This is a genomic window from Pseudaestuariivita atlantica (assembly GCF_001205715.1).
Taxonomy (GTDB): domain Bacteria; phylum Pseudomonadota; class Alphaproteobacteria; order Rhodobacterales; family Rhodobacteraceae; genus Pseudaestuariivita; species Pseudaestuariivita atlantica.
In genome coordinates, this window is sequence record NZ_AQQZ01000015.1 from 1 (window position 1) to 13,228 (window position 13,228).

The following is a 13,228-nucleotide window of genomic DNA, read 5'->3' on the forward strand; positions in this document are numbered from 1 at the left end:
ATCGCAACCACCAGCTTCCCGTCATCGATCCAGACCGTGAACTCGCCCGAACCATGACCGTTCACATCCGCCGAGATCAGCGCCTGGTGCCCCCACAGCGTGTCCAGTTCGAAGCTCAGCGAAATCGTCGCGGCCGGCACCTGCAGGCGCGGGATGGCGCCGTATTCCTGAACGCTTGCCTGCTCCCCGTCGAACGTCATGTCACGCACACGTTGAAACAGCAGGTTGGCACGAATGGTGGAAGGGTCGAAGGTCGTCGACATCGGCAGGCCTCGTTGGTTGCAGCGCGGATTAAGTACCGTCACATCTGGGGGATAATGTGACCGCCCTTCACGAAATAGAGAGCGCTACGAAGTGTGGCGGGTCTTTGCCGCGCGGAAATTAACTGATTGAAAAGATGTTAAAATACGCGGTGGAGTTTCGTTTGTTTTCAAAGCCTGCGGCGGCAAACCGCCGGAAGGCGGCGACAATGTGGCGAAGTTCGGCGCGATGTTTTGACATAACCCCGAATGCGCCGCGCGCAGAATCGCGCGGGTTCCGACCGTCCGGTCGGGTGGTCTGGACCTGCCGGAGACGGATGGCGGATCAGCCTCGCGGCCCAGCGGATTGGCATCGACAAAGGGCGCAATCGGGGCGCGATCGCGGCCCCGATTGCGCCGGTCAGGGATCGACGTTGTATGCCTTGATCGGAAAATCCCGTTTCACGAATTGACCGTTCATCTGGCCAGCCGTTAGCGTGAACATCTTGTCCTTGAAGAACAGCGCCGCCGGCAGTTTGAGCGGGAATTGGGCGACCCAGGCGTCGTCCTGAACGGTGTTGAAACCGGTGACCGAGTCGATACTGAACCCGTCCTGGTCCAGTTCGATCCGCATGCTCGAAGAATACCGCGACTGGATGCTGAAGTTGCATTCGAAGGTCGGGCTTGCACCGATCACCATGTTGACGCGGATGTCGCCGAATTCCGGCGGAACGACGGCGATGTCGAGCGATCGCGATTGCGGAGGGCCGTCGCCTGTGGCCGCCAGCGTGCATTTCGACAGGGTCTGCGGGGCCAGCTGGAAGGACGTCTTGTCCTTCACGTCATGGCGTGTCCCGTCGATGTCCAGCTCCAGCGTCGCGACGCTTTCAACCTCCCATGACAGCACGACGGGGTCATGCGGCTTGACCGCGCCCTTGGCGTCGGACGTGAACGACATGATCTTTGGCGGGCGCACGTTGATCGTGCGGCCCATCTGGACGGTGTTCTTGCCCTTGGTGGCGGTCAGCGTGAAGGTCGTGGTCTTGTCCACCGCGACCTCGACCGCGCCCGAGGGCGCATCGACCTTGCCGGGCGCGGGAGAGATGTCGCACGCGTCCGCGTTGGTCGTCCAGATCAGCCGGGTCTTCTGGCCGGTGTCCAGAAGCAGCGGGTTGGCGTTGAACTGGTAGATCTTCGCCTTCTCTACCGTGACGGTCGCCTGCCGTCGCGCATGCAGCGATCCTGCCTTGGTCTTCAGCGACGCGTCCAGCGTGAAGGTCGTCGTCTCGAGCAGGTTGTCGATCCGGTAGGTGCCGTCATGCGGCAACTTGGCGTCGGGATCGCCTTTGACATGCGTGATGACCTTGTCGTCATAGCTGATCGAGTAGGTCGCGCCCTTGCTGCCCTTCCACGCGAGGGTCGTCGCATCGTCGAAACCAACGGTCGAGGGATCGGCGGTGAACGCGTCAAGCCGGAAGTCCTGCGGGAACTTCGCCAGTTGCACGGAGGTTCCGGCCTCGGTCGGCGGTTTCCCGGCCTTGCCCGCGCGCTCGATGATATAAAGATCGGTGAGGCCCGGCTCGCCGTTGACCGGGATCTTGTTCAGCACGAACAGCAGGCCTTCGCCGCCAATCGGCATGGGTTTGCGCGACAGCGGAGTGAACACGAATTCGCTGCCCGACGTGCGGTCGAGGCCCCAGCCCTTGGGGTAGACCAGTTCGATCGCGGTGGGATCGTTGGTCAGGTCCTTGGCGTTCAGACCATTCAGGATGCCGAAGGACAGTTGCGCGATCTCGAGATCACGCACCCGTCCGGGATTGGTGACGGCGATCTGGATCTGGCCGGGCGTGTTGGTGTTGAGCGGGTCCGGCGCGGTGGTGACCGCGTAGTCGAGTTTCAGGTCAGCCATGGGTCTTGACCGGTGAGCCGCCGAACTCGCCCGGCAGGGCGGTCGGTTCGTCGTAATACATGTAGACGCCGCCGCCGGAATAGCTGCTGGGCCCGATGGAATAGAAGATGATGTCTTTGAACTCCGCGAGGCCAAGGAAGAGCGGCCCGGTATCCTGGTTGATCCATTGCGTGGTGGAGGCGGGCTGCTGCGACCAGACCCCGGCGGGCGTGCATTCGAACAATTGCAGCGCGCCTGCCGTGTTGTCGCCGCCACGGGACTGCGCCAGCGGCGCGCTCAGGGTTGCGAGCGATCCGCGCCAGTTCACCTGCTGGATGTTGGGATAGGTCGGGAAGTCGCCGGTGCTGGCCAGCTGGGTCCAGCCACCATCCCCGTTGTAGGTGAAGACGCGGGCCTTGTCCTTGTTGATATAGCTGCCGCACAGGTACAGCGTGCCGTCGATCCATGTCAGCCCGCTGTTGATCGGACACAGGGCGGACACGACCGGATCGTCCGGCGGGGTCAGCGCCGTCCACGTCGCGCCCTGATCGGTCGACTGGCGCAAACCGCTGAGGGAGCTGCCCATCTCGGCCGCGTAAAGCGTCGAATTGCCGTCGGACGCGATCGTCACGCCCAGCGTGTTGGCAACCGGCACCCAGTCCATGGATTGTGAGGTGCCCCACGTGTTGGTCGAGACCGAGAATTGCGACAGGACCGTCGTCAGGTCCGAGCCGTTCCACTTTCGCTGGGGGACGTAGACGGTATCACCCAGCGTCGCCACCGACGGGCAATAACCCGTCCCGGAAGAGCCCGAGCCCTCGTTCGGGGCGGCGGGGCCAAGTGTCCAGTTCTGCCCGTCGGGGCTGAACGCGACGCGGGGCGGGGCGTTGAAATCCTCGGTATAGAGAAGGCCGAGGAAATTGTCCGTCGCCCACATGAGCGCGAACGAGGGCGGTTGCAAGTCCGGCCCCGGCGAGGCCAGTTCGAAATTCGCCACGGCCGGCGGCTGCGTGACGCTCTGCGACGCGCCGGTTGCCGGGTTCGTCACCGTCAGCTTCACCGTCTCTGAAAAGAGCGACCCGGCATGTTCGTAGGTCGACAGCCCCGTCACGTCGAAACTTTCGCTGCCGATGTCGAGCGTTGCCTGCTGCACGCTGGTCGCCGTCCAGTTGACGCTGATCGTGTTGGGCTTGCCCGCGACCCGGCTGGACGTGAAGTCCGAAATCGTCGGCGCGTTGAGGCTGAGGATGAAGGGCTTCTCCTTCTTCTGCCTGCCCGTCGGCGTCTGCAACTCGGCGGTGGCGATGATCGCGGTCTTGGCCTCGGTGATGTTGTCCAGCTCGTAAGAACCAGAGGCGGGCAGGGGAAGGTTCGGGTTGCCCTTCACATGCGTGATCACCTCGCCATTGACCGTCAGCGTGACCGTCGCGCCCTTGGTCGCGGTCCACTTCACCTGCACGCTGCCGCCGTAATCGACCGAGGCGGGCGTGACGAAGGGCCCTTCGAGCGTGAGATCGGGATAGGCCTTGAGAAGCGGTGCCTGCTTGTAGGCGGTGCGGTTGTCGGGTGTGACTTCCTCGATGGTGACCATGGTGGTGCCGGGATTGTCGTTCACCGCGATCCCCGAGATTGAGAACTGCAACCCGTCCGCGCCGACGGCGGGGGAGTGCCCGCTCTCGACCGTGACGCCGAACACGCCGCTGCCCTCGTTGACGAAATTCCAGCCTTCGGGACCGTGGGTGCCGACACCGTCGAAACTGGTGGCAAGGTCCTTGCCGTAGGATCCCACGTCGAAACTGAAGGTCGCGCTCGACAGGTCGATGGTCTTGCGCGTGAGGTTGGTGGCAAGGATCGTGACCGCACCGGGATTGTCGATGCCAAGCGGGTTCGGAGTGGTCGTCGCGGCCCATTCCAGAAGCGGTTTGTTGTCGTCGGTCATAACGTCCTCATGCAAATTTTTCGTGTCGTGTGATCGGAATCGCCCGGCCCGCTGGCAAGGTTCGGCCCCGCCGCGAACAGCCCGCCGCGAAATGCCACCATCGGCACTGCGCCGCTGAAGTCGGTGGTTCGGTCGGAATTGGTTGCAGCGCGGCCATTCACCGTCAGCGACGCAAGCCCTCCCGAACCGGTATAGCTGTAGTCGAGCGGCGTACCGTTCGCCTGCCATCGCGTGAACCGGAGTGTATCGTTGTAGGCCGCGAGTGGTACTGGAGGTGCCGCCCCCAGCCAGTCCAGATTATTGCTTCCCCAGTTGAACTCGGTGCGGAAGGGGCTCTCGTCCTCTGGCGCGCCTGACAGCATCATTCCGTATTTGAAGACGTAGTTGCGCCCCTTGAACCAGGTGGGCCGCACATATGTCGACGCGAGCATCCTGACCCAGTCGGTGATCTCGAGGTCTGCTTCGGGCGGCACGTCCGCGAAATAGGTCTTCAGCGGTGCGTTGGCGTCGGGCACCGTGGTGATCCGGCGGTAGCGTCCAGGGTAAAGCGTCCAGGCGAACGCCGCGCCGTCGCCCTCGGAATAGGTGAGGGCAAGGCCGTCGACCTGCTGCTTGATGTAGACCTCGAATGGCGTCTGCACCTGCCACGTGTCGAAATCGGTGCTGTGCGCGCCTTTCACCCAGCCGCTGTTGCGCGCGGCATCATGACCCAATCCGCGCACATGGAACGTGCCGTCCAGGGTGAACATCGAAATCGGCAGCGGTTCGGCATAATTGCCGGGGATCATGCCGGGTGTCCACGTCGCGCCGTCGCGCGATGTGAAGATCTGCAACCCCACCTCGGTCGCCGAGTTGCTGCCCCCGATTTCCGGGTAGATGACTAGTTGGTCATCCATCACGGTAATGGCCGGATTGTCGATCCGTGGCGCGTCCGCCAGCGCCGTCCAGCCCTGCCGCGGGCGGTGGATTTGTGCGCTCTGCGTCGTGGGCTTTGTGAAAACGGGGTTGGTTGCATGTGCCGTCACGGTCTGCGTGGCGTCGAGGGTCCAGAACTGCAACTCGTCCTTGCCCGCGGTCAGGCGCCCGGCGGGGGTGTCGAACCAGTGCGCGGTGGCGCTGTCCACCGTGGCGTCGATCCGACTCCAGCCCGAGTTCATGTCGGGTGTGATCGTCAGACTGGGGAAGGAAGGGCGCGCAACACCCACCACGGGGTATTCGAAGGACGGCTGTGACCCGGTATCGCCCTGTGCGACGGCTTTCACGGTCACCTGCACCTCGCGCACGGTGATGTTCTCGATCCTCCAGTTGCCGACCGCGGGGAGGGGCGTTTCGGGATCGTCCCGGACCGAGGCGTAGGTCACCCCGTCATAGGATACCGTGACCGTGCTGCCGGGGCTTGCCGTCCAGTAAAGCGTGGCGCTGCCGCCATAGGGTACGGTCGGCGGATCGATATAGACCTTGGCGAGGCTCGCCTGCGCTTCGAGCTTGTTCAGCGTCCAGACCTGCGAGGCGGGATCGCCGTCGGTCGTCTCCATCAAGGTGACGGGGGTCGATCCGGCCTCGTCGTTGACCGGGATACCGCTGATGCGGAATTCCAGCCCGCCGCCCTTGACGGTGATGCTCCCGCCCGGCGGGGTGAAGGTATAGACGCCCCCATCGGTGCCGATGGTCCAGCCGTCGGGTGCGTGTTCGGAGGTCTCTTCGAAACCGGTGGCGAGGTCCTTGGCATAGGTGCCGATCGCGAACTGCACCTCGATCTGTCTCAAGGTGATCGCGCGGCGGCTTTCGTTCGACGCGGTGATCACGACCGCCAGCGGCTCGCCGCATTGCGGCGCGACCGGCGTGGTGGCGATGGCATAGGTCAGCTGCGGTGTCATGCGGGTCTCTTGCGATGGTCCGCCGGCGGGTCGGTCGCCCGCCCGTGTGGTCTCACGATCCCTTCTCGGGCACGAAGCGCAGCCAGCCTTCGACCAGCGCCGGCGGCGTGGTGTCGAGCCGCGCCTGTTCGGTCGTCCGCACCAGCGATTTCACGAGGTACTCCTCCGCCCCCGGCGAGGCGCGCTGCACGAAGGACCACGAGCCGTGGCGTTCGGTCGGGTAGGGGATGCGGATCTGCTGGGTCGGCGTCACGATGGGCCCGGACCGGAAGTTCAGCTGGAAGGTCTGCATCGGTCCTTCGACGAAGGTGTCGGGCAGGGTGATCGTCTTGTGCGGCAGGATGCCGGTGAAGGCGTGGATGTCCCCGCGCGGATCGAGGATCATCGTCAGGTAGGTGAAATTGCCGTCGAAGGCCGAGGTCAGGAAATTCCCCGGCGCTACCTGTTTCAGGTAGGGCGGGGTCGCCGGGCCGCGGCTTTCCGGCATGTGGACGGCGTTGAAGGTGGTGTAATCCTCGCCGGTCTGGCCGGGATCGAAATACCCCATCAGCCCGTCGTCATAAAGTTGCGTTGAGCCGAGCTTGAGCTGGAATTGCAGCTTGCCGATGTCGATGCCGTAATCCAGCAGCGTGTCGCGCCAGCTCATGTTGCTCATCTCGAGCCCGTCCAGTTCAAGCCCGTAGCGCGCACGCACCACCGCAAGCGGACGGCCCACCAGCACGCTGAGGTTCTGGTCCGCGCGCCCGCCCAGCGGGTCGACCGTCCACAGCGTCTCATCGATGGCGGCAAGGAAGTTGCGGAACCCTGCGCCCTCGTCCTGCCGCGCCAGAAGGCCCGCGACGAAGTTCTTCAGGTGGGTGTTGGAAATGTCGCCGGGATCGGAGACGGCGGCGGGGCTGTCGGGCGCGGGCAGCCATCCCACCTGCGGTGCGCCGGTGACCGCCGCGAATTCCATCATCTCGCCCAGCGCGCCGCCGGTGGCGTCGTACACCGCAAGCCCCGCGTCGAGGTGGTTGGGGATGATCCAGCCGCAGACCGGGTTCACGTCGGCGGCCAGCCCCAGGACCCTGTCATCATCCTCTGCCGACACCCAGTCGAGGTTCAGCCGCGCCGGTTGCACGAGCCGGGGCGAGAATTGCAGCGCCTCGGCCAGCGGCGGGTCGGTGATCTGGGTGCCGGATGCCGGGGCGAGGCCTTCGCCCTTGATCGGGACGAAGGGATAGCCCTTGCCGGTATTGCCGCCCGCCTTCATCAGGTCCACCGACTGGCCGAACGCATCGACGACCGTCAGCCCACCGATGGCGAAGAACCCGCCCCGCACCGGGAAGAAGAACGGCGTGCCGGGGCCGAAGGACAGGTCCTGGTTGCCGTCGGACGGATCGGGCGTTTCGGAATATTCCTGCCCGATCACCGGCGCGATGTCCGGCGAGGGCGGGTTGCCCGGCACCAGCGTGCGCATGGTCATCGCGTCCGTCAGCCCCGTCAGGCGCTGCGACATGAAGTTCATCTCGCCCACCTTCTCGATCAGGTCCTCGACCTTCTGCAACGCCTCCTCGGGTTTGGGCGCGGTCTGGATGTAGTGGTGCAGGCGCGAGATCAGCGCGAAGGTGCCCTGCTGCGTCAGGAAGGTCCGGCCCGTGTAGGATTGTTGCAGCGAGGTGCTGTTGGAGCCGCTCTTGGGTGGCACGTTGCCGCCCGTCCAGCGAAAGCCGGTGCCGTCGAACGCCCATTGTTCGAGGTCGAAGGGCCAGTTGTCGGGCAGCGGGCCGTCGTCCCCGCCGCCGCCGTGGTCGATGGGATCCTTTTCGACCGTGGCGAAGTACGACACCTTCCATTCAAGGAACACGGGCGACCACGCCTGCTGCCAGTCGGCGAAGGCCACGGATTCGACGAGCGGCGGTTCGGGCGTGCCGATCTGCGCCGTCATCGCCGCCATCGCGGCGGCCAGCGCGGTGATGGCCGGATCCCCGCCATCGCCGCTGGCGCCCACGTCGATGATCGTGGCCGCGTTCTGCGGATCGGCAAAGAACGTCTCGGTCAGGAGGTTCGGCAGCGACGATTGCACCTGCGCCGGAAAAGCGTCGCTTGTGACCGACGGGATCAGCGCCGCGAGGTCCTTGCTGGGAGAGGTCGGCGTGATCGGGACGGTCTTGCCCTCGATCGTTGCATTCACGCCGGTCGCGGTCTGGCTGGTGATCCGGACCGTGAGCTTCTTGTTCCAGCCTTCCTCGGCAGAGTAGGTCGGGAACTGCGATTTCTGCTTGGTCGAGGGGGCAAGCCCCGACACCAGCATCACCGGGTCCGTCGCGCCGTAGAAGGTGGGCGCGGGCGCGGCCTTGAGGATGTGCACCTCGGGGTTCAGCTTGAGCGTGTCGCGCGCATAGACGGCGATGGCATGCGGATCGGTCGGATCGGGAAGCGTCGCGCGCAGCTTGGCAACCGCCGCTTCCTCGTCCTTGACCTGCGCGAAGAGCCCGTCCGCGTTGCCGGGGTCGAGCGCCTCGTTGATCCGGTCGAGGATCGCCTGCGCGCCGGGATTGTTCACCGGCTGGCCGTTGCCGACATAGTTCTGCCACGCCTTGGTATGCTTGGCGCGGTTCTGCTTCCACCACACGCTGTAAAGCTCGTACTTGCGGCTTTGCAGCGCGCGCGACATCTGGTCGAGCCGGGCCTGGTCGCTGTTCAGCGTGGCCAGCGCCGCCGCCTGCGCCGGGGTGAGCGGCGGGACGGGGGCCGGCGCGTCGTGCGACAGGGGCGTCATGCCGGTATCCGTCGCGCCCACCACGTCCCATGTCACGCCGCCCGGCAGCTCCGAGAACCACGCATCGCGGATCTTGAGGTCCAGCTGCGCGCTGCCATCGGCCTTGTCGAGCGTCTTGAGCGCGTTGAAGTTGAGCGCTTCCAGCTCCTGCAGCTCCAGCTGGCCCTCGGCGGCCGACGCGGCCTCTGCCTTGACCAGCGCGGCCAGCGCGTCGGGGCCGGTCTGGCCAAAGGCGACGGTCATGCCGTCGGGGCTGGAATTGACGCGCGGGGGCTTGGTCGTGGCGTACCACGTCACCGAATGCAGAAGCCCGTGATAGACGCTGGTATCGGGCAGGTCGGCGGCTGTGTCGGGCTGGTCGCGCAGCGTCCAGCCAAGGTCGGTCATCAACGCGTCCCATGCCGCCACGGGATCGGCCTCGCTGGCCCATGGCGTGCGCGTGGCCGAGCAATCGGTGCCCCAATGCGTCACCGGCCCCTGCATCGGGTCAGCCTTTGGATCGGAATACCAGCCGACCACGAGATACGCGAATTGCTGCTGGTCGTTGAAGGGGACGGGTTTGGTGCCGTTCTCGGTGCCAAGGTCGTCATAGAAGCCGAAGACATCCATCACCCCCGGCTGGTAGGCGTGGAACGTGGCCTGACCCGGACCCACGGCGCGCAGGAACAGGTTGGTGCCACTGGCGCCGCTTTCGCCCTCCCATTCGCTCAGAACGTGCGAGCCGCCGATCGTCGTCGTCTCGATCGTGCCGGGTTCTTCGGGATGCGGGTTGACGAAGGGGTTGGCGGTGCCCTCCGCGCCCAGCGCGTCGGACACGATGATCCAGCTGCGGGTCTTGCGCGCGGTTTTCGGGTCTTCGAGCGGGTCGAACCGCGTCACCAGCCAGCGGTTTGGCACCAGCGGGAAGCAGACCTCGGGCGAGGGCGCGATTTCGACCCGCGGCGCGCTGGTATAGCCCTTGCCGGCCAGCACGACCGTCACGCCCACAACCGCGCCGTCCTTCAACTCGGCCACCGCCGCGGCCCCGCTGCCGCCACCGCCCGACAGGGTCACGGTGGGCGGCACGACATAGCCATACCCGGCATTGGTCACCGCCACGCTGCCGACGCCATCGCCGGACAGCGCGGCGGTGCCGGTCGCGCGGATCTGCGTCCCCGTGGTCAGCGCCTTGGGCAGCGCCCAATGCAGGTGCACGCCCACCTTGGGCGCATTGCCTGTCTGTCCGGTGTCGGGCATCGGGTCGGCGAACTGGGTGACCTTGTCGTAATCGACGTTCCAGCGGTACCAGTCCTCGCCGTTCTGGACGGCGGTATTCACGACCAAGGCTTCAAGGCCAATGGGCGTCAACAGGGGCGAAGTGCTGGGCATGACGAAATCCTATGTGGCCGACTGGTTCTGGAAGATCATCTGCTCGGGCGAGCGGACCATCTGGATCGCGAAATCGGCGCTGTCGAACGTGTTGGGCAGCGTGCCGCCATAGGCGCTGGTCAGCGCGGCCTCGATCCCCGCCGACAGCTTGCCGATGTCGAGCACGCGGGCCACGTCGCCGCCCCTGAAATAGGAGGCGATGGGCACGCTTTGGCCGGCGATGATCGTACCGGTCTGGTGCCCTTCCACGTCCGACACATAACGCAGGTCGACCGCCTGCGTGTCCTCGATCCCGAAGGCCAGCTGCTCTTTCGGTTCGCCGAATTCCACCCATGCGGGCGGCTCGGGGAAGAGGCAGAACAGCACCTCGGGCGCGAGATGCGCGATGCGCAGGGGCTGGATCGGGTTCGACGGGACCGGCTGGTTGTCGGCGGAATTGGTCGAGGTTGCATAGGCCTTCACCTCCAGCCCCGGCCAGCCCGCCACGACCGCCGACCGCATCAGGCACCCGACCAGCGGCACGCCGGGAGTGGCCTGCGGGTTGGCCACGGTCGCGCCCGTCAGCTTGGCGCGGGTCTGGAAAGATTCCTGCAGCGTGCCGTGATCCAGCAACTCGTAATTCAGCGACTGGTAGAGCACCTCCTGCGAGTTCTCGATCGCCACCGACAGCGCCCCGTCCAGCAGCGCCGACTGGTAATTCGGATCGACGTAGAAAAAGCGCAGCGATTCAGGCGGCAGGGCGCGGGTGTCGGGCACCATCTGGGCAAAGGGCAGCCCCGCCATCAGCCGCAACCGCCCCAGCCACTCCACCACGTAGGACAGGGGCGTCGGTTCGACCGAGGCCAGCGCGCTGCCGTTCAACTGCTGCAGAAGCGTTCCCACGGCCGGTTGCGCCATGAGCGATTTCAGCGCCTCGACCACGTTGGGCGGGGGCGCGGGTTCGGGGGCCGTGAAGGCCAGCGTCGCCGCCGATCCCAGCGGCGCGGCATCGGCAAGCCCCAGCTTGGGCGCAAGCGAGGTGCGGAACTCCTCGGTCAGATACTCCATCACCGCGTCCGAGAAGAGATCGCTTTCCAGCAGCGTCTCAAGCTCGGCCACCGTCGCGGGATCGTCGTTGGCAAGGTTGGGGCTGGGCAGCTTTTCCTTCAGGATGCCCGAGGGCGCCTGGTTGATCCGCTCCAGCAACAGGTTGGCGAGCGAGATGCCGCCCCGCCGCCACTTGCGCAGTTCGGTGGCAAAGTTCTGGTCCGACAGCGCCTGCAACCGCCCCGCCTGCCAGCCCGCGGCATAGGACTGGTCGAAGACGCCCGTCGCCTCGTCATAGATCATCGCGGACCCGGCATTCTGCCACGGGTCATGGTCGAAACCCGGCACCGGCAGGGGCGTCAGCGGCCCGCGATACCACGCGAACGTGTCGACGCCCGACCGCGTCTGGTATTCAAGCGCGGTATATCCCTGTGCCAGCGCCGCGCTGACCTGCTGTGCCTGTGCAGAGCCGTCGCCGGGCCCCGGATCGGGCAGGCGCAAGAGAAGCGCGTCCTTGCCGCCGGGTCCCAGCGCGGGCGCGCCGAGGTTCAGCATCAGGTCGCGGAAATTGCCGAATTCCGACAGGCACTGGAACGTCCAGTTATACAGCGACACGACACGCACCCGGTCGACCGGTTCCTTGGTCGCGGGGTCGGTCCAGTCGGGGGTGTCGCCAAGGAAATCGGTGAAGCCTTCGAGGCTGACAAGATGCGCCTGCCACGTGCCCGCCGTCTGCGCGACCGCCGCAGCACCCGACCCGCCACCGCCCGAGAAGGTCACCGTCGGCGGCGAGGTATAGCCCGTCCCGCCCGCGAGGATCTGCACGTCCTCGACCTGGCCGGTGTCGTTGAGGATCGCGACGGCGGAGGCGCCGCTGCCGCCGCCCCCTTCGAACGCGATGGCGGGGGGCGAGGTGTATCCGTTGCCCGTCGCCTCCAGCGTGAGCGCCGCGACCGGGCCGGGGCCGGGCAGGGGAAACCGGTTGCCCACGACCACCGAGTGTTCGCCATCGCCTGTGACCAGCGTGTCGGCTTTTGCCACGGTCGACACCTGCCGCACATGCGCCAGCCAGCGCGGTTCGGACGTGCCGCCGGGGGTGTAGCGGGGCATGAGCGCGGCGAAGTCGGCGGTGGACAGGTCGATCGCACGGCCCTGCACGCCGCGGGCGGCGACGCCCGTCGCGCCCGATCCGTCGCCGGTGATCGTGACCTCCGGGTCGGATTTGTACAACTCGCCCGGCGCGGTCACCGTGATGCCCGCGATCATGCCGTCGGTCACCGTGGCCGAGGCCCTGGCCCCGGTCCCGCCGCCACCCTTCATGCTGATCGCCGCCCCTTGGGGATAGCCCGTGCCACCGGACGCGATGCGGATTGCCGTGACCGCGCCGTCCGTGACCACCGCCGTCGCGGCGAACCCGGCACCACCGCCCGCGATGCTGACGATGGGCGCGCTGGTATATCCCGACCCGCCCGCATCCACGGCAATCGCCGTGACCACGCCGTCGGCGATGTCGGCGGTGGCGGTCGCGCCGACACCTCCGTCGCCGCCGCTGAACGCGACGGTGGCCGAGGTATAGCCCGACCCGCCCGCCGTGACGCGCACCGCCGTCACCTCGTCCAGCTTGTCCTGCACCTCCGGCGTCAGTTGCGGCGGCAGGATCCCGGGGCCGGGATCGAGGATTTCCGAGGCGCGGTAGGTCGTCAGTGGCTTGGCCAGCTCGCCCGCGCGCACCAGCAGCACGGCAAGGTAGGGCGTCCCGTCATCGACGGAACCGGTGTTCATCTGCCGCTCCCACGGCAGCGCGCCGCCCGACAGGACGACCGAGGGCAGGTTCTGGTCATAGGCGCCAAGCCCGCCCTGCGGCGGAAAGACGGCATGAATTTCGGACGGGTCGAGCGCGAAACGCGGGGCCGTGACCGAAAAGGTCTGCGTCAGGCGCTGGCCGTCGGGGAACTGGGTCTTGGGGATCTCCTCCCCGCCCTCGGCGACCGAGGTGCTTTGAACCTCCTGCCACGCGGTGATGACGAAATCGCCCGCTTCCAGTGGCGGGATATGGCGGTTGAAGAACGTGATGTCTTCGACCGTGGTGCCCTGTTCGTCAGCCATGTGCCGTCCTCGTGACCAATATCA

6 protein-coding genes are annotated in these 13,228 nt (G+C 66.3%); all 6 read right to left on the reverse strand.

What is annotated here, in order from left to right:
- Nucleotides 1-263 (reverse strand): hypothetical protein (locus tag ATO11_RS18995; RefSeq protein WP_134643170.1); only part of this gene is annotated, 263 nt, incomplete at its 3' end.
- Between the two features lie 397 nt (nucleotides 264-660).
- The gene (locus tag ATO11_RS19000; RefSeq protein WP_050532509.1) at nucleotides 661-2,148 is read right to left on the reverse strand and encodes a hypothetical protein; all 1,488 of its coding nucleotides are present in this window, start codon (nucleotides 2,146-2,148) and stop codon (nucleotides 661-663) included.
- Nucleotides 2,141-4,066, reverse strand: a complete 1,926-nt coding sequence (locus ATO11_RS19005; protein ID WP_050532510.1) for a hypothetical protein — start codon at nucleotides 4,064-4,066, stop codon at nucleotides 2,141-2,143. The genes ATO11_RS19000 and ATO11_RS19005 overlap by 8 nt, the downstream gene beginning before the upstream one ends.
- The gene (locus ATO11_RS19010) at nucleotides 4,063-5,943 is read right to left on the reverse strand and encodes a hypothetical protein (RefSeq protein WP_050532511.1); all 1,881 of its coding nucleotides are present in this window, start codon (nucleotides 5,941-5,943) and stop codon (nucleotides 4,063-4,065) included. The genes ATO11_RS19005 and ATO11_RS19010 overlap by 4 nt, the downstream gene beginning before the upstream one ends.
- A gap of 52 nt (nucleotides 5,944-5,995) precedes the next feature.
- Nucleotides 5,996-10,072, reverse strand: coding sequence for a hypothetical protein (locus ATO11_RS19015; RefSeq protein ID WP_050532512.1), 4,077 nt, complete (start codon nucleotides 10,070-10,072; stop codon nucleotides 5,996-5,998).
- 9 nt (nucleotides 10,073-10,081) lie between these two features.
- A complete protein-coding gene (locus ATO11_RS19020) occupies nucleotides 10,082-13,204 on the reverse strand; it encodes an autotransporter outer membrane beta-barrel domain-containing protein (protein ID WP_050532513.1) in 3,123 nt (1,040 codons plus the stop codon).
- Nucleotides 13,205-13,228: the final 24 nt, after the last annotated feature.